The 24,057-nt window shown below is 68.7% G+C and carries 23 protein-coding genes and 2 pseudogenes; 15 read left to right on the forward strand and 10 right to left on the reverse strand.

Annotated elements, in window-relative coordinates:
• The first annotated feature begins 36 nt into the window (after positions 1 to 36).
• Positions 37 to 1,542, forward strand: coding sequence for a threonine/serine ThrE exporter family protein (locus tag ACSZL9_RS15135; protein WP_446666334.1), 1,506 nt, complete (start codon positions 37 to 39; stop codon positions 1,540 to 1,542).
• A gap of 356 nt (positions 1,543 to 1,898) precedes the next feature.
• Complete coding sequence (locus ACSZL9_RS15140) at positions 1,899 to 2,564, forward strand: transglycosylase family protein (RefSeq protein WP_446666335.1); 666 nt, start codon at positions 1,899 to 1,901, stop codon at positions 2,562 to 2,564.
• A gap of 333 nt (positions 2,565 to 2,897) precedes the next feature.
• Here ACSZL9_RS15140 and ACSZL9_RS15145 read toward each other — a convergent pair whose 3' ends face one another.
• The 3 genes from ACSZL9_RS15145 to prpC form a co-directional block, all read right to left on the reverse strand.
• Complete coding sequence (locus ACSZL9_RS15145) at positions 2,898 to 3,770, reverse strand: isocitrate lyase/PEP mutase family protein (RefSeq protein ID WP_446666336.1); 873 nt, start codon at positions 3,768 to 3,770, stop codon at positions 2,898 to 2,900.
• The gene (locus tag ACSZL9_RS15150) at positions 3,770 to 5,269 is read right to left on the reverse strand and encodes a bifunctional 2-methylcitrate dehydratase/aconitate hydratase (RefSeq protein ID WP_446666337.1); all 1,500 of its coding nucleotides are present in this window, start codon (positions 5,267 to 5,269) and stop codon (positions 3,770 to 3,772) included. Before ACSZL9_RS15150 ends, ACSZL9_RS15145 begins: the two co-directional genes overlap by 1 nt.
• A 412-nt stretch (positions 5,270 to 5,681) precedes the next feature.
• The gene (prpC, locus tag ACSZL9_RS15155) at positions 5,682 to 6,833 is read right to left on the reverse strand and encodes a bifunctional 2-methylcitrate synthase/citrate synthase (RefSeq protein WP_446666338.1); all 1,152 of its coding nucleotides are present in this window, start codon (positions 6,831 to 6,833) and stop codon (positions 5,682 to 5,684) included.
• 136 nt (positions 6,834 to 6,969) lie between these two features.
• Here prpC and ACSZL9_RS15160 point away from each other — a divergent pair, with 136 nt between their 5' ends.
• Positions 6,970 to 8,397: a helix-turn-helix domain-containing protein gene (locus ACSZL9_RS15160; RefSeq protein WP_446666339.1), complete on the forward strand. Its 1,428-nt coding sequence runs from the start codon at positions 6,970 to 6,972 to the stop codon at positions 8,395 to 8,397.
• 173 nt (positions 8,398 to 8,570) lie between these two features.
• Here ACSZL9_RS15160 and ACSZL9_RS15165 read toward each other — a convergent pair whose 3' ends face one another.
• Entirely contained in the window at positions 8,571 to 9,527 is a 957-nt protein-coding gene (locus ACSZL9_RS15165) for a cytochrome c oxidase assembly protein (protein WP_446666340.1), read from the reverse strand.
• Positions 9,528 to 9,548: 21 nt separating this feature from the next.
• A complete protein-coding gene (locus tag ACSZL9_RS15170; protein WP_446666341.1) occupies positions 9,549 to 10,316 on the reverse strand; it encodes an SCO family protein in 768 nt (255 codons plus the stop codon).
• An 83-nt stretch (positions 10,317 to 10,399) separates the two neighbouring features.
• Between ACSZL9_RS15170 and ACSZL9_RS15175 the strand changes: the two genes are divergently transcribed.
• The 6 genes and pseudogenes from ACSZL9_RS15175 to ACSZL9_RS15200 all read left to right on the forward strand — a co-directional run bounded on the left by ACSZL9_RS15175 (position 10,400) and on the right by ACSZL9_RS15200 (position 14,198).
• On the forward strand, positions 10,400 to 10,972 hold the full coding sequence (locus tag ACSZL9_RS15175; RefSeq protein ID WP_446666342.1) for a MarR family winged helix-turn-helix transcriptional regulator: 573 nt from the start codon (positions 10,400 to 10,402) through the stop codon (positions 10,970 to 10,972).
• Positions 10,969 to 11,406, forward strand: a pseudogene (locus ACSZL9_RS15180) (chloride channel protein); the annotation flags it as partial. The gene ACSZL9_RS15175 and the pseudogene ACSZL9_RS15180, both read left to right, overlap by 4 nt.
• A 25-nt stretch (positions 11,407 to 11,431) precedes the next feature.
• Positions 11,432 to 12,331 (forward strand): annotated as a pseudogene (locus ACSZL9_RS15185) (chloride channel protein); the annotation flags it as partial.
• A 424-nt stretch (positions 12,332 to 12,755) separates the two neighbouring features.
• Positions 12,756 to 13,172 (forward strand): TrkA C-terminal domain-containing protein, encoded by a 417-nt coding sequence (locus ACSZL9_RS15190; protein ID WP_446666343.1) that lies wholly within the window; start codon positions 12,756 to 12,758, stop codon positions 13,170 to 13,172.
• A gap of 119 nt (positions 13,173 to 13,291) precedes the next feature.
• Entirely contained in the window at positions 13,292 to 13,765 is a 474-nt protein-coding gene (locus ACSZL9_RS15195) for an Hsp20/alpha crystallin family protein (RefSeq protein WP_446666344.1), read from the forward strand.
• A gap of 115 nt (positions 13,766 to 13,880) precedes the next feature.
• On the forward strand, positions 13,881 to 14,198 hold the full coding sequence (locus ACSZL9_RS15200; RefSeq protein WP_446666345.1) for a hypothetical protein: 318 nt from the start codon (positions 13,881 to 13,883) through the stop codon (positions 14,196 to 14,198).
• 19 nt (positions 14,199 to 14,217) lie between these two features.
• On the opposite strand, the gene ACSZL9_RS15205 is transcribed toward ACSZL9_RS15200, so the two are convergent.
• Together ACSZL9_RS15205 and ACSZL9_RS15210 are read right to left on the reverse strand one after the other, a co-directional pair.
• Positions 14,218 to 16,344 carry a hypothetical protein gene (locus ACSZL9_RS15205; RefSeq protein ID WP_446666346.1) on the reverse strand — a complete coding sequence of 709 codons (2,127 nt, stop codon included), beginning with the start codon at positions 16,342 to 16,344 and terminating at the stop codon, positions 14,218 to 14,220.
• Positions 16,345 to 16,503: 159 nt separating this feature from the next.
• Complete coding sequence (locus tag ACSZL9_RS15210) at positions 16,504 to 17,415, reverse strand: universal stress protein (protein WP_446666347.1); 912 nt, start codon at positions 17,413 to 17,415, stop codon at positions 16,504 to 16,506.
• Between the two features lie 116 nt (positions 17,416 to 17,531).
• On the opposite strand from ACSZL9_RS15210, the gene ACSZL9_RS15215 reads away from it, so the two are divergent.
• Genes ACSZL9_RS15215 through ACSZL9_RS15225 form a run of 3 tightly spaced genes read left to right on the forward strand, consistent with a single transcriptional unit; the run spans position 17,532 to position 20,403 of the window.
• Positions 17,532 to 19,286, forward strand: a complete 1,755-nt coding sequence (locus tag ACSZL9_RS15215; RefSeq protein WP_446666348.1) for a GAF domain-containing protein — start codon at positions 17,532 to 17,534, stop codon at positions 19,284 to 19,286.
• The gene (locus tag ACSZL9_RS15220) at positions 19,283 to 19,933 is read left to right on the forward strand and encodes a response regulator (protein ID WP_446666349.1); all 651 of its coding nucleotides are present in this window, start codon (positions 19,283 to 19,285) and stop codon (positions 19,931 to 19,933) included. Before ACSZL9_RS15215 ends, ACSZL9_RS15220 begins: the two co-directional genes overlap by 4 nt.
• Positions 19,934 to 19,971: 38 nt before the next feature.
• Positions 19,972 to 20,403 carry a pyridoxamine 5'-phosphate oxidase family protein gene (locus tag ACSZL9_RS15225; RefSeq protein WP_446666350.1) on the forward strand — a complete coding sequence of 144 codons (432 nt, stop codon included), beginning with the start codon at positions 19,972 to 19,974 and terminating at the stop codon, positions 20,401 to 20,403.
• On the opposite strand, the gene ACSZL9_RS15230 is transcribed toward ACSZL9_RS15225, so the two are convergent.
• Together ACSZL9_RS15230 and ACSZL9_RS15235 are read right to left on the reverse strand one after the other, a co-directional pair.
• Positions 20,400 to 20,828, reverse strand: a complete 429-nt coding sequence (locus ACSZL9_RS15230) for a pyridoxamine 5'-phosphate oxidase family protein (RefSeq protein ID WP_446666351.1) — start codon at positions 20,826 to 20,828, stop codon at positions 20,400 to 20,402. The genes ACSZL9_RS15225 and ACSZL9_RS15230 overlap by 4 nt on opposite strands.
• Positions 20,829 to 20,898: 70 nt before the next feature.
• Positions 20,899 to 21,327: a MarR family winged helix-turn-helix transcriptional regulator gene (locus ACSZL9_RS15235; protein ID WP_446666352.1), complete on the reverse strand. Its 429-nt coding sequence runs from the start codon at positions 21,325 to 21,327 to the stop codon at positions 20,899 to 20,901.
• Positions 21,328 to 21,365: 38 nt separating this feature from the next.
• Between ACSZL9_RS15235 and ACSZL9_RS15240 the strand changes: the two genes are divergently transcribed.
• A complete protein-coding gene (locus tag ACSZL9_RS15240; RefSeq protein ID WP_446666353.1) occupies positions 21,366 to 22,631 on the forward strand; it encodes a multidrug effflux MFS transporter in 1,266 nt (421 codons plus the stop codon).
• A gap of 69 nt (positions 22,632 to 22,700) precedes the next feature.
• On the opposite strand, the gene ACSZL9_RS15245 is transcribed toward ACSZL9_RS15240, so the two are convergent.
• Positions 22,701 to 23,066, reverse strand: coding sequence for an MmcQ/YjbR family DNA-binding protein (locus tag ACSZL9_RS15245; RefSeq protein WP_446666354.1), 366 nt, complete (start codon positions 23,064 to 23,066; stop codon positions 22,701 to 22,703).
• 330 nt (positions 23,067 to 23,396) lie between these two features.
• Between ACSZL9_RS15245 and ACSZL9_RS15250 the strand changes: the two genes are divergently transcribed.
• Positions 23,397 to 23,627: a dsRBD fold-containing protein gene (locus tag ACSZL9_RS15250; RefSeq protein ID WP_446666355.1), complete on the forward strand. Its 231-nt coding sequence runs from the start codon at positions 23,397 to 23,399 to the stop codon at positions 23,625 to 23,627.
• 93 nt (positions 23,628 to 23,720) lie between these two features.
• Positions 23,721 to 24,050 (forward strand): cupin domain-containing protein, encoded by a 330-nt coding sequence (locus ACSZL9_RS15255; RefSeq protein ID WP_446666356.1) that lies wholly within the window; start codon positions 23,721 to 23,723, stop codon positions 24,048 to 24,050.
• The last annotated feature ends 7 nt before the right edge of the window (positions 24,051 to 24,057 follow it).

A 24,057-nucleotide genomic window follows, 5' to 3' on the forward strand; every position in this document is an offset into this window, starting at 1 on the left:
ACACCGCGCACTAGCCGCCGGTCCTACGCTGGGGCGGTGGACGAGGGACAGGACACCGACCCGGGCGGGCTGCCGATCACCGGGCGCCGGATGCGTTTCCTGCAGGGCGAGCCGGTCACCGAGCCGCTGCCGATCGCGGACAGTCTGCGGCACACCCCCTATCGCGAGCCGGCGGCCATGGTCGCCCCGGACGAGGAGGCGTCCGTCCGCAGCGCGCTCGAGCTGGCGGTCCGCGTGGGCGAGTTGCTCTTCCGCTGCGGCGCCGGCACCCGCGACGTGGAGGCGGCCGTCATCGCCGTTGCGGCGGCCGCGGGCCTGCGCCGCCTGGAGATCGACATCACCAACCAGTCGTTGCTCGTCCAGGCCCCGACGCCGTCCGGTGTGCCGGTCACGCTGCTGCGGGTCGCTCGCTCCAACACCCGTGACTTCGCACGGCTGACCGCGGTGCACGGTCTGGTGCAGGAGTTGGTCGCCGGCGGCATCGACGACGTCGAGGCGGCCACCCGCAAGCTGCGCCGGATCCAGCGCACCGCACGGCTCTATCCGCGGTGGCTGGTCGCCCTCGGGTATGCCGGGCTCGCCGGGTCGGTGTGCGCGATCCTCGGCGGACACGCCATGGCGATCGCAGTCGCTGTGCTCTCGGCGCTCGCGGTCGACCGCATCGGCCGTGCGCTGGGCAAACGCGGTGTCCCGTCCTTCTACTCGGCCGCCGCCGGCGCGGGGGTGTCGGTGGTGCTCGCCTGGCTGGGCTATCTCGTCGGCGTGCACGGCTGGCTCGGGCTCGACATGACCAACAACGACTTCGCGTATGCCGTCGCCGCCGGGATCGTCGTGCTGCTGCCCGGCCGGGCGATGGCGTCGGCCGTCGAGGACGCGGTGACCGGTTTCCCGATCACCGGTGCCGGACGATTGCTGACCGTGTTGCTGTCCACCGCCGGCATCATCGTCGGCATCGCCGCCGGGCTGTCCTTCACGCTCCGGCTGGACAAGGCGCTGGAGCTGGAGCTCACGGCGCCGAAGGCGCTGTCCTTCGGCAACCAGCAGACGGTCCTGTGGTTCCGCGTCCTGTGCGGTGCCTTCGGTGCGATGTGCAGCGCGGTCACCGCCCGGGCGTTGCCGCGACACCTTTTGCCCGCCGGTTTGCTGGGTGCGCTCGGGCTCTTCCTGTCCGGCGCGCTGTCCAGCTCACTGGGGTTGGGCGGCTTCCGGCTGGGTGCGACGACAGCGATCGCCGTCGCGGCTATCGCCATCGGCGTCGCGGGCCGGCTGATCGGCCTGCGGATGGGGGCTCCCGCACTGGTCCTCGTGGTGCCCGCTGTGTCGCCGTTGCTGCCGGGCTTGCGGATCTTCCGTGGGATGTATGACGCCGTGAACGGCAGCATCGTCGGCGCGGCCGTCACGTCGCAGGGTGCCGCGATCACCACGTTGATGGGTGCGGCTGCGGTGGCCCTGGCCATCAGCACCGGCGTCGTGATGGGGGATGTGCTCTCCGCGCCGCTGGACCGGCGGGTCCTGCACCGGCGCCGGGTCCGCCGCCGCTGAGTCCGGGCAGCCTGCCGTCGGATCCTCGCCGACAACACTGTCGCGCGCTGAAATTCGAAAAATTTCTGCGGTCGCGCGCCCGAGATGGCGGGCGAGGCGCTCTTCTGTTGCCGGGCAACGGAACTACACGGATGTAATTTTACCTTTTTACGCCGCGTGTCGACTTGAATTGTGCTCAGAAGTCACACTCACATCTTGTGTCACATGAGTCAATCCCGTAACGTGCGGCGGGCCCTCGGGGGCACGATCGACCCGGCGTGAGCCGGCCGCCAGGAAAGGACACGACCTTGCCTTACACACCGCGTCACAGGACGGACCGCCCGTCTGTTGCCGGACGCCGCGTCATGGGTGCCGCGATGGCGTCCGCCGCCACCGTCGGCGCAGGACTCGCTGGTGCCGCACACGCCAAGGCCTCCGCGCCATACAACGTCTGGGACCGGGTCGCCACCTGCGAGTCCGGCAACAACTGGTCGATCAACACCGGGAACGGTTTCTACGGCGGTCTGCAGTTCACCCACTCGACCTGGCAGGCGTTCGGCGGCGGCAAGTATGCCTCCGACGCGCATTACGCCACGCGCGATCAGCAGATCTATGTCGCCCAGGCGACACTGCGCGTGCAGGGTCCCGGCGCGTGGCCGGTCTGCTCCAAACGGGCGGGCCTGACCCGTGCGAACGGCCTTGCCGTCCATGTCAATCCGGGCGGTGGCAACCCTGCCCCGAAGCCGCAGCCGCCCTCGCGCAGCGGACACCGGGCGCTGGTGATCGACGGCATCATCGGGCCGCTCACCACCCGCTCCACACAACACTGGCTCGGAGTGCGGCAGGACGGTGCCAACCACCTCAACTCGCGGACCATCGTCGCTCTGCAGGCGCGCCTGGGTGTGCACCAGGACGGCGTCATCGGCCCGGTCACCACAGCCGCGATGCAACGCTACCTGGGTATGTCGCGGGACGGCGCCAGCCACTTCAACTACCGCACCGCGGTCTCCCTGCAGAACTACCTCAACTCCAAGGGCATGTAACTCACCCCACGAAGTTCTCCCCGCTTCGCTCCTCCGATACTTCGCGGGGGCCCCGACTGCTTCGTCGCGACGTTTCGTGTGGCCATACCGATGCCGCCCTCTTCACCGAGAGGCACCTGGACAGACCGAGAGGACCGGCGATTGGCGCGTTTTTCGCGCCAATCGCCGGTCCTCTCGGTATTCGACGGGCCTGTCGGCAAGAAGCAGCGGACTCAGTCGGTCCCGTAGCGGTCGTTCAGCGTGTCCCACATCGGCTTGTCGACCAGCCGCTGCCGCTCGGCGAAGCCGACCACGAGGTTGTCCTCCTCGNCCTGTCGGCAAGAAGCAGCGGACTCAGTCGGTCCCGTAGCGGTCGTTCAGCGTGTCCCACATCGGCTTGTCGACCAGCCGCTGCCGCTCGGCGAAGCCGACCACGAGGTTGTCCTCCTCGGTGACCCGGCCGTTGTCCCGCAGCGCGGTCAGGGCGTTCTGCATGCCGAAGACGGCACCCTGCAATGCGGCGTTGGCGTAGAGCACGATGCCGTAGCCCGCCTCGGCCAGCTCGGGTGCCGACACCATCGGCGTCTTGCCGCCGATGACGAGGTTGGCCAGCAGGGGCTGGTCGACCATCGTCGGCAGGCTCAGCACCTGCTCGCGATCGGTGAGCGCTTCGACGAAGAGGATGTCGGCGCCGGCTTCACCGAAGGCACGTGCGCGCTCCACCGCTGCCTCGAAACCGTGCACGGCGGCGGCGTCGGTGCGCGCCATGATCAGCAGGTTGTCGTCGCGTCGTGCGTCGACGGCAGCCTTGATCTTGTTCACGGCCTCGTCGTCGGAGATCACCGACTTGCCGTCGAAGTGACCGCACCGCTTCGGGCTGACCTGATCCTCGAACTGGATGCAGTCCGCGCCGGCCCGCTCAAGCACCCGCACGGTGTGCCGCACGTTCAGCGCGTTGCCGAAGCCGGTGTCGGCGTCGACCAGCAGCGGCAGGTCGACGGCGTCCCGGATCCGTGCGGTGTGGTCGGCGATCTCGGCCAGACCCATGAAGCCTTGGTCGGGCAGGCCGAGCGACATGTTGGTCACGCCCGCGCCCGTCACGTATGACGCCCGGAAGCCCAGGTCCTGGATCACCTTGGCGGACAACGGATTGAACGACCCGGGCACGACGACACCGGCCCGCTCGTCGACGAGAGCGCGCAGTTGCTGCTTGGTGGAGGCTTCCATCACTTGGCTCCGAAGTCGTTGTCGGCGGTGACGAAGAGGTCGACATACTCGTGGACCGGCGTGGCGGCCAGCTTGGCCTGGTCGAGCGAGACGTCAGCGATCTGCTGCTGGCGGGCGTCGTCGAAACGGCGGGCCAGGTTGCGGCGGAACTTCGCCTCCAGCAACGGCAGGCCCTCCTCGCGGCGGCGACGGTGCCCGATCGGGTACTCCACGACCTCCTCGTCCAGCGACGTGCCGTCGGTGAACTTCACGGTCAACGCGTTGGCGATGCTGCGCTTCTCCGGGTCGTGGTAGTCCCTGGTGAACTGCGGGTCCTCGACGCAGTGGATCTTCGCGCGCAGCGTGTCGATGCGCGGGTCCGCGGCGACGCTGTCCTCGTAGTCACCGGCGGTCAGGCGACCGAAGATCAGCGGCACGGCGACCATGTACTGGATGCAGTGGTCGCGGTCAGCCGGGTTGTTCAGCGGACCCTGCTTGTCGATGATCCGGATGCACGCCTCGTGGGTGCGGATCGTCACCTCGTCGATGTCGTCGATCGTCTTGCCGGCGGCCTCGATCTTGTCCTTCAGCGTGTGTGCGGCCTCGACCGCGGTCTGGCTGTGGAATTCGGCCGGGTAGCTGATCTTGAACAGGACGTTCTCGGCGACATACGAGCCGTAGGGGCGCTGGAAGGTGAACGGCTTGCCGCCGAAGCTGACGTCGTAGAAGCCCCAGGTCGGTGCGGTCAGCACGGTCGGGTAGCCCATCTCGCCGGTCTGCGCGATCAGCGCGAGCTTCACGGCGCGGCTGCACGCGTCACCCGCCGCCCAGCTCTTGCGGCTGCCCGCGTTGGGCGCGTGGCGGTAGGTGCGCAGCGACTGGCCGTCGACGAACGCCAGCGAGACCGCGGCGAGCGTCTCCTCGCGGCTGAGGCCGAGCAGCGTCGACACGACGGCGGTGCTGGCGACCTTCACCAGGATGACGTGGTCCAAACCGACTGCGTTGAAAGAGTTTTCGAGCGCGATGATGCCCTGGATCTCATGCGCCTTGACGACGCCCTCAATGACCGCCTGCATGGTCAGCGGCTCCTCGCCACGGGCAACGCGCTCACGCGAGATCCAGTCGGCGACGGTCAGGATGGCGCCCGCGTTGTCGCTCGGGTGCCCCCACTCGGCGGCCAGCCAGGTGTCATTGAAGTCGAGCCAGCGCACCAGGGCGCCGTTGTCGAATGCCGCCTGCACCGGGTCGAGGACGTAGTTGGTGCCGATGACGCGGGCGCCGTTCGGGACCTCGGTGCCGGGCACGATCGGGCCGAGCAGCTTTGTCGCTGCGGGGTATTCGAGTGCTTCGAGGCCGCAGCCGAGGGCGTCGATGAGGATGTTGCGGGCGGTGGTCAGCGCGAGCTCGGAGTCGATCTGGTAGTCGCGGACGTAGTCGACGATGTCGACCAGCACGTCGTCCCAGGCGCGACCGCCGGTCGCGGATTTCGTTGTGGTGGTGTCGGTTTCACTGCTGGACAAGGTATGTCGCCAATCGTTGATCGTGGGTTGAGAAGTAAGGGGGTTGAGAAGAGAAGCGGGTTGAGTAGCGGGGGAGCGGGCGGGGTCCCCGCGAAGTATCCGGAGGAGCGTAGCGGGGGAGGAACTTCGTGGGGTGCCGGAGCGGAGGAGCGTATCGAAACCGCGGTCTCGATACGGCCTCCGCTAGCGCTCCGGCCTACTCGACCAGCTTGGTTGTGTGGTCTCGATACGGGCTCGCCTAGCGGCTCGCCCTACTCGACCAGCTTGGTTGTGTGGTCTCGATACGGGCTCGCCTAGCGGCTCGCCCTACTCGACCAGCTTGGTTGTGTGGTCTCGATACGGGCTCGCCTAGCGGCTCGCCCTACTCGACCAGCTTGGTTGTGTGGTCTCGATGCTCGACCAGCATGGGTTGCTACTTGCGGTCCTTGAGCGGGACGAACTTCTGGTCCTCCGGGCCGATGTAGTTGGCGCTCGGACGGATGATCTTGTTGTCGGCACGCTGCTCGAGCACGTGCGCCGCCCAACCCGTGGTGCGGGAGATGACGAACAGCGGGGTGAACATGTCGGTCGGCACACCCAGTGCGCGGTAGCTGACGGCGCTGAACCAGTCGAGGTTCGGGAACATCTTCTTGGCGTCCCACATGACCGACTCGATGCGCTCCGCAACGGCGAAGAGGCGCTCGTCACCGCTGCCCTTGGACAGGTCCTTGGCAACCTGCTTGATGATCTTGTTGCGCGGGTCGCCCGTGGTGTAGACGGGGTGCCCGAAGCCGATCACGACCTCCTTGTTGGCAACGCGCTCGCGGATGTCGGCCTCGGCCTCGTCCGGAGTGGCGTAGCGCTGCTGGATGTTGAGCGCCACCTCGTTGGCGCCGCCGTGCTTCGGACCGCGCAGGGCGCCGATCGCGCCGGTGATCGCGGAATACATGTCCGAGCCGGTGCCGGCGATGACGCGAGCGGTGAACGTGGAGGCGTTGAACTCGTGCTCGGCATACAGGTTGAGCGAGACGTGCATCGCCTTGACCTGCTCGTCGGTCGGCTCGGTGCCGTGCAGCAGGTGCAGGAAGTGGCCGCCGATCGAGTCGTCGTCGGTCTCGACGTCGATGCGCTTGCCGCTGTGCGTCCAGTGGAACCAGTAGAGGAGCATCGAGCCGAGCGAGGCGATCAGCCGGTCGGCGATGTCGCGGGCGTCCGCAGCGTTGTGGTCGTCCTTCTCCGGAAGCGTGCAACCGAGTGCCGAGACGCCGGTCCGCATGACGTCCATCGGGTGGCTTGCGGCGGGGAGTGCCTCGAGCGCCTGGCGCACGGCGAGGGGGAGTGCGCGCTTGGCCTTCAGCTGTGCCTTGTAGTTGTCCAGCTGCGCGGCGGTCGGCAGCGCGCCGTGGATCAGCAGGTGCGCGACCTCTTCGAAGCTGCAGTTCTCGGCGAGGTCGTTGATGTCGTAGCCGCGGTAGGACAGGTCGTTGCCTCGCTGGCCGACGGTGCACAGCGCGGTGTTGCCGGCCGCGACTCCGGAGAGGGCAACGGACTTCTTGTGCTTGGGTTTGGTGGCGGCTTCGGCCATGGCAACTCCTCAGGGGTTCGGGATCTCCGTTCTCCTTAACAAGATAAACAACCCGGCACACTGCCAATACCAGCGGAGTGGTGCGAATTTGCGGCAGTTTCGCCCACGGCGATGTGAAGTTTGCAAACATGGCGGTATGGCGACAGGCGAGTATGCCGGATTCGTGGTGCGACGAGCCCGCGAGGAAGCAGGGATGACGGGGGCTGCGCTGGCGCGGCGGTGCTCGATCTCGGCCAGTTACCTCAGCCAGATCGAGCACAACACCCGCGTGCTGACGCCGCAGCTGCGCACCCGCATCGCCGGGGTGCTGGACATCGACGTGCAGCAGCTGACGATCGACCCGCGGGCACGGACGGCTGCCGCACTCGTCGACAGCTTCGCCGAGCACCCGGAGCTGCGTGCGTTGTCACTGGCGGAGGTGCGGCTCGTCGCCGATCAGTTGCCCGGTGTCGCTGCGTCGTTGCTCAGCCTGGCCAACGGCCGCAACGCCGACCGGGAGCGGATCGAGGCGCTCGAGCTGCGCCTCGGCGGTGATCGCGGTGACGATGTCGGGCCGGTGATGCCGTTTGAAGCGGTGCGCGACTTCATTGCGTTGCACCGCAACTACTTCGACACCCTCGACCGCGGCGCCGAGGAGCTGGCTGCCCGGCTGGACCTGCAGCCGCGCACCCGATACGAGCAGGTCCGGCGCTACCTCGAGGAGCACGGCGTCGAGGTCGCCGAGCGCCCGCGTCAGGTCCTGCACAGCCAACGTCTCTTCGACCCGGAGAAGCGCCTGCTGGTGGTCGCCGCCGAGCTGCGGCCCGCACAGAAGGCCTTCCAGCTGGCCAGCCAGGTCGCGCTGCTGACGATGGAGGAGCAGATCGCGGCATACCTGCGCACGGCGCCATACACCGACGAGGTCACGACCCGGCTGACACGGATCGGGCTGGCGAGCTATTTCGCCGGTGCCCTGCTGCTGCCCTACCGCAGCTTCCTGACCGCTGCACGTCGGCTGCGCTACGACCTCGAGATGTTGTCGGAGGAGTTCGACGTCGGCTTCGAGACAGTGTGTCATCGGCTGAACACCCTTCAGCGGCCTGATGATTCGGGCATCCCTTTCGCGCTGGTGCGCGTCGATCGTGCGGGCAACATCTCCAAGCGACAGTCGGCCACGCCGTTCCACTTCTCCCGCACAGGCGGCACCTGCCCGCTGTGGACGGTGTATGACGCGTTCACCCGCCCGGGCCAGGTGCTGCGGCAGATTGCCGAGATGCCGGACGGGCGGGCCTACCTGTGGATCGCCCGGACCGTCAGCAGCGGGGGAGCCGGGTTCCGTTCTCCACGCAAGACCTTCGCGGTCGGTCTGGGGTGTGACCTCAGCTACGCACCGCAGACCGTCTACTCGACCGGTCTCGATCTGCAGGACCGGGCGTTCCGCGCGCAGATCGGCATGGGGTGCAAGGTGTGCGAGCGGCCGGCGTGCCCGCAGCGGGCCTTCCCGTTCGCCGGTCGCACCCTGCAGGTGGACGAAAATCGTGGCCAGCTCTACCCCTACATGCACGAGTCCGAGGACGCCGAGTGACGCCCTACTCATCCCCGCGCCCCGCGCATCCGCTTCCCCACACGCCGACAGGACACATTACGCATCGAGAGGACACGCAAACCGGCCCCGATCGAGCGAATTCCCGTGTCCGCCCGATCTGTTTCGTGTCCTCTCGGCGAGGGGGGCCGGCTCTCGGCGGAGGGGGAGGGGGTCTACCGGAGGTTGTGCAGCCACTCGTTGTACGCGCGCAGCTCGGCATCGTCGGTGCGGTTCTCCGAGCGATCGTGCCGCAGCGCTTCGTGTTTGCTGCTCGCGGCCCACACCACGGCGAGTGTCAGCACCACGGCGAGGTTCGGCAATTCGGTGAAGCCCCAGGCGATCGCGCCGCCGACCTGCTGGTCGTGCACGGTGTCCAGGTGCCAGGACATCGGTGGGTCGGCGAAGCAGCGGGTGAGCAGGGTCGTCATACCCATGACGGCGACGCCGAAGAACGCGTGGAACGGCATCGGCAGGAACGCCTCGATGAGCCGCACCGCCGGGCGCTGCCGGTGCGGCGATGGGTCCAGGCCGAGGATCGGCCAGAAGAGCAGATAACCGGTGAGCAGGAAGTGCACCAGCATCGCGTCGTGCCCGAGCCAGTTGCCCATCAGCCAGTCGATCACCGGGGTGAAGTAGAGGCCGTAGAGAGTGAGGATGAACAGCGGGATGGTGAACGCCGGCGCCGTCACCACCGCGGCGAACCGGCTGCCCAGCACGCGGACCAGGACGCGGTGCGCCCGCGACCGAGCAGGTATGGCGCGCAGCGCCAGTGTCGTCGGCCGTCCGAGCAGCAAGGGGATCGGGGTGACCATGTTCAGCGTCATGTGCTGCACCATGTGCACGCTGAACAGCTCCATCCCGTAGCCGTTGATGCCGGTGCCGATCATGAACACGAACGACGCGATGCCGCAGGCGAACCAGATGCTGCGCCCGACCGGCCACCTGTCGCCGCGGCGGTGCAGGCGGACCACGCCCCAGGCGTAAAGAGCCGCGACCAGGACCGCCAGGACGAGCAGGATCGGCACGGGCTGCGGGTGCCAGGCCAGGAAGCGCGGCCAGGTCGGCGGCGCCATCGGCATCCACATCGGTCCGGTGACGTCGAACATCGGACTGTTGGGCGTGCCGGTCATGTCCGCCTCATGTCACGAGCCTCACGACCGCAACGACCGGATGACCGTCTCGGCCTGCGCCTTGGTCCACGCGGTCGGCTCCGGATCGGCGAGGTTCTTGCGGCCCTCGTCGTTCATGAAGTGCCGCAACTCTTGCGGCACAGTGCCTTTCGTGGCGTATGGCGTGCCCTCCAGCACGAACCGCTCGTGGCCGCGCGGGTCGAGGAAGAACACCTCGTCGGAGTGCTGCACGTCGTAGGTGAGCTTGGCCCCGGTGCGCCAGTTGTGCGGTGCGGGGCCGGGGTCGTTCGGCACCCGTTTGCGCCATACCCCGAGGTAGTCCCACAGCTTGTTGACGTTCTGCGCGCTGCCGGTCCAGGCCTGCCAGTCGGGTGGTGGGTCGGTGAAGAGCTTGCGGTAGGCGCGCAACTGCGTCGTCGTGTCCCGCTGCGGGTCCACGGTGAGCGAGATGAACACCGGTGGCTTGCTGGTGCTCTCCTCGGCGCGCGCGGTCTGCACCACGGTGGCGGTGTCGATCGGGCAGGTCTCCTGGCACAACGTCATCACGTCCGAGAGGACGACGATGCGGCCGGTGAGATCGGCCAGACTCACCTGTTTGCCGTCGGTGTCGGTGAACGGGAGTTTGCGAATCGACGCCGGGATCGTTGAGTCCAGCGGGGTGCCAATGGATTTCAGCGATGAAGGAGCTGGATTCATTGGGGAGGACGTGCCGCCGGCGGAGCCGGACGAGCAACCGGCCAGCCCGAGCACGGCCACCGATCCAACCAGTGCCATAGGCAATCGCTGCATGACGCAAGGGTCGCACGCGAAGCTGAGCCGACTCTGAATCCACAACACATGCACACTGCAACAGTTGCTCTATGCTGTCCTGCATGAGCGACGACCTCGTCCCCGTGTCCGAGTCCATCGATGCGGAGCTGGCCGACGACGACGCCGCCAGCATGCTTGCCGGTCAGGCCGACATCGTCGACGCCGTCCTGGCGGCGAACCGGGTCTTCGTCGCTGTCGCGGCGGGCGCCCTCGCGAATCTCGATCCGGAGGTCACGCTGCCGCAGTTCCGCGCGCTGGTGCTGATCGACATCCACACCTCGATGACTGTCGCGCAACTCGCGGAGGCGCTGGGCGTGGTGCCCTCGACGGCGACCCGGATGTGCGACCGCTTGGTTGCCAAGGAGTTGGTCGACCGGGTGGTCGACAGCGAGAACCGGCGGCAGATGACCCTCACGCTGCGACCCGAAGGGCGGGCGCTCATCGCCCAGAGCACCCGGCAACGCAAGCGCGAGATCAACCGGCTGCTCAAGAGCATCCCGGCGGACGCGCAGGCCGAGCTCGCCGAGGCGCTCGGCCTGTTGGTGCAGGCCGCACACGGCAGCGACCGCACGCGTGCGTCGCGCCGTCTGGGACCCACGTCCGGGAAGCCGAGCCGCGAGCGGAAGCGGTCATGACCGTCGTCCAGACGCAGTTGCGCTCCGCCGGCGCGGCTGCCGGTGGCTGGGTCCGGCGCAGCAGTTACCTGCAGAAGTGGGTCGTGCTCGGCGCCGTCATCGGGGTCATTGCCGGCCTGGGCGCGGTCGCCTTCTTCGTCGCGTTGCAGACGGCGGGTCACCTGCTCCTGGAGGACATCGGCGGGTATGTCGTGCCGACGGCGGCGGCCGAAGGAGGTGGCCACGGCACGGGTCATTACACGCGCTGGTGGGCCGTGCCATTGGTGGTGGCGCTCGGTGGCCTGCTGTCCGGGCTGCTCGTGACCAAACTGGCGCCCGAGGCCGAGGGGCACGGCACGGACGCCGCGATCGACGCCGTGCACCGCAACCCGCGGATGATCCGCGCACGTGCCGTCGTGGTCAAGATGATCACCTCGGCCATCACCATCGGGTCCGGAGGATCGGGGGGGCCGGGAGGGTCCGACGGCGCAGATCTCCGCCGGCTTCGGCTCCCTGCTGGCCCGCACTCTCGACCTGAACGCCGAGGACGGGCGGATCGCCGTGTCGGTCGGCATCGGCTCGGGCATCGGCGCCATCTTCGGCGCTCCGCTGGGCGGCGCAGTGCTCGCCGCGGACATTGTCTACAAGGACGACTTCGAGGTCGAGGCGCTCGTGCCCGGCCTGGTCACCTCCATCGTGGCCTACACGGTTTTCGGTCTGGCCGAAGGTTTTTCGCCGATGTTCGGGTATGCCGCCGCCGGCTACCAGTTCGACCAGCCGGTGCAGTTGGCATGGTTCGCGGTCATCGGCGTCGTCGCCGGCCTGGTCGGGTTGGCCTACAGCACCACGTTCTACGGCATCGCCGACTTCATCAAGAAGCTGCCCGGCGGCGGCGTCGTCAAGCCGGCTGCCGGCGGACTGCTGGTCGGTCTGCTCGCACTGGCGATCCCGCAGGTGCTGGGCACCGGCTACGGGTGGGTGCAGATCTCACTGAGCAGGGAGGGCCTGCTCGGCATACCGCTGTGGACCATCCTGCTGCTGCCGTTCGCGCGGATCGTGGCCACGGCCCTTTCCATCGGATCCGGAGGATCCGGAGGCATTTTCGGCCCTGGCATGGTCATCGGCGGGTTCACCGGTGCGGCCGTCTGGCGGGTGCTGGAGATGTTCGCGCCGGGCGTGCCGCACAGCCCGGCGCCGTTCGTCATCGTCGGGATGATGGCGTGCTTCGGCAGCATCGCCCGCGCACCGCTGGCGATCATGCTGATGGTTGCGGAGATGACCGGCAACCTGACGATCCTGGCTCCGGCGATGGTCGCCGTCGGCATCGCCTACCTCATCGTGCGGCACTTCGACAAGACCACTTACCGCTCCCAGCTGGCCNTGCGGAGATGACCGGCAACCTGACGATCCTGGCTCCGGCGATGGTCGCCGTCGGCATCGCCTACCTCATCGTGCGGCACTTCGACAAGACCACTTACCGCTCCCAGCTGGCCAACCGTGAGGAGGCCACCGGAGCGCGACTCAAGCAGGGACTGCCGCTGTTGGGGCGGGTGCCGGTCGCTGACGCCATGGCGGTGCCGCGGCTGGTCCTGCACGACGACGACGCGCTGGAGGTCGCCGTGGAACGTCTTGCCCGGCAGGGCATTCCGGGTGCCCCGGTGCTCGACGCGCAGGACCGGTTCTGGGCACGGTGGCGCTGTCCGACCTGGCCGAGCCGGCACGCAAGGACCCGAACTCCCCGTTGCGCCGACGGGTCGACGCGACCGCTCCGTCGGTCGACACCACCGCCACACTGGACCAGGCGATGGACGCGCTGCCGGCCACCGTGCACTGGCTGACCGTGCTGGACGACGAGCGGCGGGTCCAGGGGATCCTGGCGTTCAGCGACATCGTGCGTGCCTATCACCGTGCCCTGCGCGCCGATGCCCGGCGTATGTCGCGGGTCGCCTCGAGTGCCGGAATCCAGGACGTCGTCGTCGGGCCGGGGTCGCCGCTGATCGGACGCCGGCTCGACGAACAGGTGCTGCCGGACGGCGTGATCGTGGTCGCGGTCCGCCGCGGTGACGCCATGCTGCTGGGCCTCGGCGCGGTGCAACTCGCGGCCGGTGACCAGGTGACGGTGCTGGTGCGACCCGACCGGTTGGACGGCATCCACACCCTCTTCGACGGCGACGCCGTCACATCGCACCGCACCACGGCGGGTGACCCCGGCAACCGGTGAACGGCCGTCATACCCCTTGGCACTCTCCGGCTGAGAGTGCTAAATTTCCTGTCGTAGGAATTCGCAGTCGGTCGCCTCCGGGTGGCCCGGTGGCGGCCTTTGAAACGTTGGAGGTTGCTATGCGCTCTGACTCGATTTCTGATTTCGACGCCCTTGCCCGCAATCTGTTGGGCATGCGGGCCGGCTCCGTCCGATCGCCGCAATTCATGCCGATCGACCTTTACCGTGTCGAGGACCACTACGTCTTGCACGCCGATCTGCCCGGCATGGACCCCGGCAGCATCGACGTCAACGTGGATCGCGGCGTGCTCACTCTCACGGCACACCGGACCCCGCCACCGGAGGAGGACGTCCAGTGGATCACCAGTGAGCGGTTCGCCGGTGTCTACCGCCGTCAGATCAGTCTCGGGGATGACATCGACACCGAGCGGATCTCCGCCAGCTACGACAACGGCGTGCTCAACCTGACGATCCCGTTGCACGAGCGGGCCAAGCCGCGGCAGATCAAGGTTGCGCACGGGCAGGACGGCAAACAGCATCTCGTGACGTCGGGGACCCAGTCATCGCAAGGGCATTCGGAAGGAGGCGAGTGAGCAGGCAACAACACTGACCGTTGGTTGACAGCGGTGGCCGGGCGCCCTCGGCACGGTCCTTCTCTTCCTCTCGTATGTCGTCCGAGACGCCCGGCCACCACCAGCGAGGTGCATCATGACCGCAGACCTGCAAAACCCGACCGACCTGAGAACCATGACGATCCGGGAGTTGCTCGCCGAGCTCACCCGCGCGGAGGACCGCCTCCGCGGCGAGCGCGCTGCCGGGTATGGCGCGAACCCCGAGGTGGCCCGGCTGCAACGCCGGATCCGGGCGATCTCGGCGCAACTTCACGAACGACGAAGCGGTCCCGGCGACGGGACGGATCCGACGATCGAGGCCGACGAGGTTGATGTGATCGAGCAGTCGATCCCCGTCGACGGCGACCCGGAGGAGGAGTACCCACCACAGGTCGAGCCGAGCCGGCCCTACTGAGCCGGCCCGGATCACGGGGTCAGCCGATGGCCGCGGCGCGTGCCTCCAGTCGGCCCGCCGCGGCCGTCAGCTTGCCGAGTTGCCCGATCCGCTGGCGGCCGTGCGTCTCGGTGGCGCCGAGGATGACGCCCGCGAGCTGTTGCCCGGTGGCGTCGCGCGCGGATCCGACTGCCCGCAGAGCGTTTTCGGTCGTGGTGTAGTCCACGTCGTTCGCGCTGTCACTCTCGATCGCCGCGGTCGAGGCCTTCAGCGTGGTCATCGCGAACGTGCCGGTCGGCGCCACCAGTTGCTTGTATGCCGCCTCGGCGCTGGTCAGCTGCGACCGGTGCGCTCGGGCAGCGGGGGACAGGACCGAGTCCGCCAGGATCGGCAGCAGTGGCACACCGTCCACCTGGTAGCGGTCCTGCAACCCGGTGAGCAACAGCACGGTCGGACGCATGTCGACCTGGTCGGTAAAGGTGCTGTCCGTCCCGCGGGCCGCGATGCCCGGGCCGACATACCCTGCCCAGATGTCCTGCATGTCCGGCCAGTAACTGCCGTGATTCCAGGCGTATCCGGCGTCGGTCGTGTAGACGCAAGACAGGTTGCAGTTCGGTTGGCCGCTGCCGACATACGAGTCCTCACCGGAGAACGCGGTGAGGCTCGGCGTGCGCGCGGGGTCGGCACTGACGAAGTGCAGGATCTGTTCCTCGACCGGGTCGGCGATGTCGTAGGCGACGGGCTCGGTCTTGCCGGTGTACGGGTTGGTGATGCGCAGGGCGCCGAGATCGCGCCCGAACCTGCGGGCCACGTCCGAGGCACGGTCGGGGTTGCCGTTCAGCCAGATCGCCGGCGCCGGGTCGGAGTGGATGCCGAACGAGGTGGTGTTGCCGCGCTGTGTCGCGAGCAGTCCCGGAAGGTTCACGTTCACCTCCGAGCGGGTGGCGTAGCTGCAGTAATTGCCAGCAACCCCAGTGCAGTTCGCCGGTGTCGGCGCGCTACCCGCAAAGTGGTCGCCCTCGTCGGTGGTGACGGTGAACAGCGTGTTCTGTGCGGTGATGCCGTCCTTGGCGAGCCGGGCGAAGAACGCCGCGAACGCCGAGTTGTATGCCGCGAGCTGCTCCTCGTACGTCTGCTCCCCGGGCCCCATGTCGCCGGTGTCCGCGGCGGTGTGATCACCGTGCACGTCCGAGATGTAGAGGTTGACCGCCTGCACGCCGTTCTCCAGCAGCTGTGCGGTGTAGCCGAGCGAATTGGCGGCGGTCTCCGAGTCGAAGCCCGGGAAGCCGGGGTTGCCGGCGCTGTCGGCGATGACCGAGCCGTCGGTCGCGCGCACCGGCCCGTCCGGGCTGATCCGTGGCTGGATCTGTGCGTTGCCGAAGAGCGCCCGGTATCCGGCATACCCGCCCGGCTCGTCGGGCAGGATGTCCTGCTGGCCACCGGCGCACAACGACGCGCCCTTGGCGCAGTGCACCGCGAGGCCGACCATGTCGGCCTGTGCCTTGACCGGGTCCGCCTTGGCCTCGGCCGCCTGCGGTGAGTCGGCGCCGAAGACGGTGGTGACGTCGCTGCCGGTGTTCTCCAGCACGGTGTTGGGGCTGCCGACCTCGCCGACGTTGCAGCCGGCTTCGGTGAACGGCGTCCACGGTGCCGGCACGTTGATGCTCTGTGCCGGTGCGGGCGCGGTGCGTGAGGGCAGGTAGTCGAGGTTGTAGCGGCTCGTCGTGCTGCCGCTGAACGTCGTCAGCTTGTCGGTCCAGTAGGAGAAGGACGAGTAGCCGACCGGCGTGCCGGTCGCGTCATACAAGTCACCGCTGTTGGACTGGGTGATCGCGTTGCGGTCCGGATAGAGTCCGGTCGCGTTGGAGATCATGGTGGTGCCGGTGTGCACCAGGTCGTCGTGCGTGTTCGTCATCACGACGCCCTGACTCTTCATGAAGTTCAGCAGGGCCGGCATCTGCTCCAGATCGCTCGCGACGTTCGGGTTGTCACGGGTGAGGTGCACGTTGTCGAAATCGATCTGGACGACGTGCTTGATTCCGTTCGCCAGACGGCAACCGGAGGACGGGGATTGCGAAGGGTGGCCAGGGGCGGCGGCCAGGGCCGGTGTGGTGGCACCGACACAAAGAGCTGCTGCTGCGAGGGCACCGAAAAGCGTTGTACGCATTGATGACTCCTTCGAGCGTCCTGTCCCGACGATGGAACAGCGACGTTCGATCCTCCACCCGATAGGAGTCCAATGGTGGAAAAAATTTCCTGAACGTTTCCGGTGAATCCTGTCCACAGCCCGCACGCTCCTCGTGCCGGGCCACCGGCTCGGGGTTCGTCAGACGGCGCTGTGCTGCTTGCCGTCGGTGGCCGTCGGTTGCTCGGCGTGGACGTGCGCGACGACGGCCACCGGGCAGGCGGCGCGCCGCATCATCGCCTGGCTGACCGACCCGAGCACGAAACCGGTGAGCTCGCGATGCCCTCGCGTGCCCACGACGAGCAGCGATGCGCCGACGCTCTGCTGCGCCAGCGAGCCGGCGGTGGGCGCGCACTCCACGACCGTGCGGACCTCGACCTTCGGATGACGCGACCGGGGCTCGGCCAGCGTCTGCTGCAACGTGGCCAGGTGGTGCTCGTGCGCGGCCTTCATGTCACCGCCGGGCATCGGGATGCCGCTGGCGAAGTCCCATCGGTCGAGTTGCCACGCGAGGACCGCGACGAGCGGGACGCCACGACGGGCGGCGTCCTCGAACGCGAAGTCCAGGGCCGCGACACCATCCGGCCGGCCGTCGACGCCGACGACCACCGGCCCGGTGCTCTTCCCGTCCACCGGATCGCCGCGCACCACCATCACCGGGCAGTTCGCGGTCGCGGACACCTCCGTGGTGACCGACCCGAGCACGGCACCGCGAACGGCGCCCAATCCGCGTGTCCCGAGCACGATCTCGCTCGCGATGTCGGACGCGTCGACCAGCGCCGGGATCGGCGAGTCGATCGGCTGCGACCAGGTGACCGGCAGCTCCGGGTGGTCGCCCCGGACCCGGCCGAGGGCCTCGTTGCAGACCGCGTCGATCGGCGGCCGGCTGGGCGTCAGGTCGAACGCCTCGGCCAAGCGTCCGCCGGCGTGCATCAGGTGCAGCGGGCGCGAGGTCACCGCTGCGCGGTCGGCGGCCCAGCGCAGCGCCTCCCATGCCTGGGGGGACCCGTCGACACCGACGACGATCGCGTGCTGCGGGATTGTGGTGGTCATCAGACACCTCCTGGTTGTGGCTTCGCCCTCAGCCTCGGCGAACGGTCGACGCGCGGGCAGGGCCGAAGGTCCCGGAACCCGGTCGGCCGTGTCGTCGCTCGACATACACTTGGAGCATGTCGAGCCGCGACCAAGGTCCGGACGAGACGCGCTCACTGGTGACGCCGTCGGCGCTCGATCTGGACGATCTCATCGGTGAGCTCCGAGCACGGGCCGAGGCGTCCAGTCGCTCGCAGGAGCGGCTCGCCCATCTGCTCGATGCCGTGGTGGCGGTCACCGCCGACCTCGACCTGAGCGACGTGCTGGAGCGGATCGTGCGGGTCGCCTGTGAGCTGGTCGATGCGCGGTATGGCGCTCTCGGCGTCCTCGACCGGGACCGCGAGCGGCTGGCGGAGTTCGTCACCCGCGGGGTCAGTCCGCAGGAGCGGGCCGCGATCGGCGACCTGCCGCACGGCAAGGGCGTGCTCGGGCTGCTGATCCGCGAGCCGCGCCCGCTGCGGCTGCCCGACCTGTCGGCGCACCCGGCGAGCTACGGCTTCCCGCCGGAGCACCCGCCGATGCACACCTTCCTCGGGGCGCCGGTCCGCATCCGGGACGAGGTGTTCGGCAACATCTACCTGACCGAGAAGGCCGGCGGCGGCGAGTTCACGGCCGACGACGAGACGACGCTGGTGGCGCTCGCGGCGGCGGCCGGCATCGCGATCGACAACGCGCGCCTCTACGAGCGGAGCCGACGGCAGCGGGCCTGGGTGGAGACCACCAGCGAGCTCAGCCAACGGCTGCTGGAAGGCTCCGACGAGGAGGACGCGATGCGCTTCCTGGTCGAGGCGGCGGTCGAACACTCCTACGCCAGAAAAGGATTCGTCGCGCTGCACGACGGGATGGGCAGCCTGCGGGTCGTCACCTGTGGCGGGGCGTGCGACTGCACGACGCACATCGAGCTCACCGCGCCCGGCTGGCGCAACCTGGTGCAGGCCGGTGAGCCGGTGCTGCTCGCGGAGGGCGGCCCGCCGCCGACGCGGCTGGGCGACGGGCTGCTGGGGGAGCTGGACACGGTCCTGGGCGTCGAGCACGGCGAGATCGCTGTGCTGCCGGTGGTGGTCGGCACCGAGGACGTCGGCGTGCTGGTCGTGGCGTGGAGCCACGACTCCTGGTCCGTCGCGGACGAGATGACCGAGTTGCTTGCCCGGCTCGCCGATCAGACCGGGCTGGCCCTGACGGCCGCCCGTGCCCAGCGCGACCGGTCCCGACTGGTGCTGCTGGAGGACCGGGACCGGATCGCCCGCGACATGCACGACCACGTCATCCAGCGCCTCTTCGCGACCGGGCTGTCCCTGCAGGCTGCCAGTCACCTGGCCACCCACCCGACGGTGCGAGCCCGAGTGGACGATGCCGTGGACGAGTTGGATCGGGCGATCAAGGACATCCGGCACGCGATCTTCGAGCTGCACGACGTGCAGCCGGCGACGGTGTCCGATGCGGTGGCAGCCCTGATCGCCGACCTGACCGACGTGCTCGGCTACCCGCCGCAGGTCGACGTGCGAGGACCGCTCGACCGACTGCCCCCCGACCTCGCGTCCGACATGCTCGCGGTCGTGCGGGAGGCCCTGTCCAACGTGGCCCGGCACGCCGGAGCGGACGAGGCGGTGGTCCGCATCGAGTGTGCCGATGAGTTGGCGATCACGGTGTGCGACAACGGGACTGGCATGCCACCCGGGGTTCGTCGCAGCGGACTGGGCAACCTGTCGGACCGGGCACTGCGCCGTGGCGGATCCCTCACGGTCCGGCCGGCCGTCCCGGTCGGCACCGAGCTGTGCTGGCGGGTGCCGCTCGTGCCGGCCGGCGCCGCGGAGGGGGTGGGCAGCCGATGACGATCCGGATCTTCCTGCTCGACGACCACGAGGTGGTGCGTCGCGGCATCCGCGATCTGCTCAGTGCGGAGCCGGACTTCACCGTCGTCGGTGAGGCCGGCACCGCTGCCGACGCGTTGCGCGAGATCGTCATCTCCCGGCCGGACGTCGCGCTGCTGGACGTGCGGCTGCCGGACGGCTCCGGGATCGACGTGTGCCGGGACGCCCGGTCGGCACTGCCGACCATGCGTGCGTTGATCTTCACGTCGTACAACGACGCGCGTGCGCTGCAGGCGGCGGTGCTCGCCGGCGCATCCGGCTATCTGCTCAAGGACATCAAGGGGCCCAGCCTGACCGATGCGGTGCGAGCGGTGGCCGAGGGCCGGAATCTGCTGCGCCAGAACGAGATCGAGAAGTTGCGCGAGACCTGGCAGGCACCTGACGCGGTCGATGACCGGTTGCGGCTGCTGACCCCGCAGGAGCGGCGGATCCTGGAGCACATCGCCGACGGGATGACCAACAAGCAGATCGCGCAGGCACTGCACCTGGCCGAGAAGACCGTGAAGAACTACGTGACCTCGCTGCTCGGCAAACTCGGCATGGAGCGCCGGACCCAGGCGGCGGTGTTCGCGGCGACGCACAGCCCGCGGCGAAACCGGGACCAATGACCCTGTGACGCCCGTGGCGTGCTCGGCATCGTCGGAGCATGAACATCACGAGCAGCAACACAGACACCATCGAACTGACCGTCTCCGAGTGCTGGGCGCTGGCGCGCTCCGCGCCCGTCGGCCGGCTGGCCGTCGTCATCGACGGCGAGCCGGACGTGTTCCCGGTCAACCACGTCGTCGACCACGGCACCATCGTGATCCGGACCGGTGTGGGCACCAAACTGCGCGGCGCCGATCACCACGTCGTCGCCTTCGAGATCGACGGGTATGACGCCGCCCGCGCCGAGGCGTGGAGTGTCGTCGTCAAGGGCATCGCGCGGTCGGTGGACGGTCTGCACGAGACGATCGACGCGTTGCAGCTGCCGATCTTCCCCTGGCAGGGCGGCCCGAAGCCGTTCTTCCTGCGGATCGAGCCGGGCACGGTGACCGGTCGCCGGGTGCGGGTGCGCGGCGGCCGGCAGGAGGGCTAGTCCGCGCCCGGCATGTCGACGGCCGGGAACTCGCGGCCGCTGATCGTGTCGGGCTGGATCCGCACCAGGTGTGGTTTGGCGCCCGGCTCCCACGGGAACACCGGCAACCGCATCAGATCGAGGATTTCGTGCACCTGCTCGATCTCCTCGGCGACGCCGGTGAGCAGCACACTCCAGGCGGTCTTGGTGAACGTGTCGTAGCCGTCCACCTCGAAGGCGACCGGCTGTCCGATCGCGCCGTCGAGCTTGGTGCCGGAGCCGGTGCGGAAGAGGACGGCGCCGTCGTGGACGAGGTGGTTCACCGGGTAGATCTCGGGTCGCCCACCGACGACGACGCCGAGCCGGCCGAGCGGTGCCGTCTCGAGCAGCGCGAGGCACTCGGCGGGGGAGAGGTCTTCGGTGCGGGGGTGGGTGGATGCCTTCATGGTTTCGAGCGTCGATCGTCGGTGACGGGGTGAGTAGGGCCATTGGTCCCGGGACCGGCGGCTTGCCCGCTCAGTCCGGGGGCTCGATCAACCGCTGCTCGAGCCCGCGGAGCAATTCGGTGCATCGGCGCAGGGTTTCGCGGTCCGCGTCCAACGTGTGCGCAAGCTCGGTGCCCCAGGCGGCGCGCAGTGCCAGCAGGTTCGTCTCGGCCAGTCGGGTCGGCGTGACGCTGACCTGCCGACCGCTGGTGGCTCGGGTGATCATCTCCTTGGCTTCGAGGCTGCGTAGCGCGGCGCTGACGTTGGTGCGCTGCAGCCGGCCGCGGGCCGCGATGTCGCTGGGGGAGCAGCCTGGATGCAGGTCGATCAGCCGCATGACCTGACGTTCGGTCTCGTTCAGCGTGACCAGCTCCGTGGCGGCCGGTATGTGCGCCCGGATCAGCCGGCCGACGTTGAGGACCAGGTCGGCGAAATCGGCGAGCAACTCGTCATCGGGCATGGCTCGCAGCATAGTCGAGATTATGCAAAAATAATTATGTGCAGATAATCAACTCGGATCGGCTGGCGCGGCGGCCGCGTGCCGCCATCGTGGCGCTGGGGCTGTTGTCGGCGTTCGGACCGCTCTCGCTCGACCTCTATCTGCCGTCGCTGCCGCGGATCGCGGACGACCTCACGACCACGGCAGGGGCCGCGCAGTTGACGCTGTCCGGGTCGCTCGCCGGGCTGGCGGTGGGTCAGTTGCTCGTGGGACCGATCAGTGACCGGATCGGGCGGCGCCGGCCACTGCTGGTCGGGCTGGCCGGCTTCGTGGTGCTGTCGATCGTGTGCGCCCTCGCGCCAACCATCGGTGTGCTGATCGTCGCGCGCTTCGTCCAGGGCCTGTGCGGCGCGGCCGGGCTGGTGATCGCCCGGGCGATCGTGCGCGATGCCTACCCCGACGAGCACATCGCCGACGTCTTCTCGCTGTTGATGGTCGTCAACGGTCTGGCACCGGTGCTCGCGCCGCTCATCGGGGGAGCGCTGTTGCACGTGATGCCGTGGCGCGGGCTGTTCGGGGTGCTCACCGTGATCGGCGTGATCATCGGGTGGCTGACGGTCCTCGCCCTCCCCGAGACGTTGCCGCCGGCGTTGCGGCAGCGCGGTGCATTGGGCGGGGTCGCCCGGGCGGCTCGGGAGGTCGCGCGCGATCGCCTGTTCCTCGGGTCGACCGGTGTGCTCGCGCTGGCCAGCGCGATGCTGTTCACCTACATCTCGCTGAGCAGTTTCGTGCTGCAGGACGGGTTCGGGCTGTCGGCAGGCGAGTTCAGCGCCGTCTTCGCGATAAACTCCACCGCGATCATCGTCGGCAGCCGGGTCAGCCAGGTGCTGCTCCGCCGCCACTCCATGCCCGCCGTGCTCGGCGTGGGGCTGGCCGTGATGACCGCCGCCTGCCTCGTCGGATCGGCAAGCGCCGCAGTGCATCTCGGGCTGGTCGGGTTGCTGCCGTCGCTCGTCATCGCCGTCGGGTCGGTGGGCATCGTCATGCCGACTGCGACCGCTCTCGCGCTCCTGCGACACAGCCGCAACGCCGGTATGGCGTCAGCGCTCCTCGGGTCGCTGCAGTACCTCGCCGGGGCGGTCGTCGGCCCGGTGCTGTCCGTGCGCGGCGCGACGCTGGGGGCGATGTCTGCAGGTATGACGGTGTCGGCGGCCCTCGCCCTCGGCGTGTGGGCCTTCGTCATACGACGTGGCGTCCTGGAGGAGACGGTCGTTGCGGAGCCGGTGACCGTCATCGAACTCGAGACCCGCAGAGTTGACAGCTGAGGCCCCGCTGACGTGACGATGGCGGCGCTCGGGTCGGGCACGGCGCCCCCACTGACCGGCCGCGGCCGATCACGCCGGCCCCGGGCCGTCGGGATGAGCGAGATCATAGGCCCGGGAAAGCTTTTGGGGCACCACCATCCGCCAGGCGTCGACGACGAACTCGCGGGCCTCGGACGGGTCCAGCCGTGCCAGCTGGGCGTGGACCCAGTTGAAGCGCAAGTCCGACGCAGATGGCAGCTTGAACGTGTCCGGGTCACTCGCGACGAGCGCTGCCCGCTCTTCCTTGGGGAAGCCGAAGCCCATCACGGTCTCGTCTGAGGAGAATGCGACATACACGATCTGCCCGACGCGGAACTTCAGCCTGCCGCGCACGTGGACAGGATAGGAGCGCTCCAGCTCGGTGCCCAGCGGCAGGACGTCGTCGATCGCGGCCATCCGCACATCTTGCCGGGCAGCACCGACGGAGGTCTCGCATCAATGGAACCCGCACCGACCGGACACCGTCGACGCTCACGTTGATGTCTCCGGGCGACGCCTTCGCGACGAGCTGCCGGGGCGTCTGATCCACGAGGCTGTCGGGACAATCGGGCCTGGTGATTTCCTCCGGTTGTCGTCTGGGCGGCTGGAGCACGTGTGAACAGGTGATCTTCGGGGTATGACGCCATCGACAGGGCGTGACGTCGGGACCTTGGTCCATGGTGCAACGCGGGGACTCGCCCTTGACTGTGGTCATCAGTTGCTGACGCGATGAGGAGTGCGGGGCCGATGAGCGAGACCTGGAACGTGACGATTTTCATCGAAGAGGACGGTCGCTCGGCGTCGGCGCACGCCCGGCTCACCGGCGGCGCGGGACCGGGCCACTTGGTGGGCACAGGCAGTTGCCGCGTGACACCCACGGCCCTGCAGGACGCCGGCCAACGAGCGGCTGTTCATGCGTTGGAGGACCTGAGTCAACAACTCGACCGGTTCATGGTCCCCCAGCGGTCCGGTGTCTGACCGGGTGAGATCTACGTGCTCCCAGCCCGTTTCGGCGGCCGCAGCAGTATGGTTCGAAGAACCGAGCGGATGCGCAGCAGCCGAGGAGCGCACATGCACAAGCACAGCTTGGACGCGATGGCACGCGAAATGGGTCACCGCGCCGCAGAGGTCAGCAGCGGACGCGCGGCGCGGACGGTCTACGGCGGACACGAGACGCGGCTGCGTCAGACCGTGATCGCGCTGCGGGCCGGCGCCCGCTTGGCCGAGCACACCAATCCCGGCGATACCACCGTGCTGGTGATCACCGGTCGCCTGCGGTTGTGGGCGGGCGAGGTCAGCTGGGAAGGGCGTGCGGGCGACCTGCTGGTCGTGCCGGACGCAGCACATTCGGTGGAGGCGGTGACCGACACCGCATTCCTGCTGACAGCGGCCAATCGCTGACGGAGCG

This window comes from Flexivirga sp. B27 (assembly GCF_052905685.1).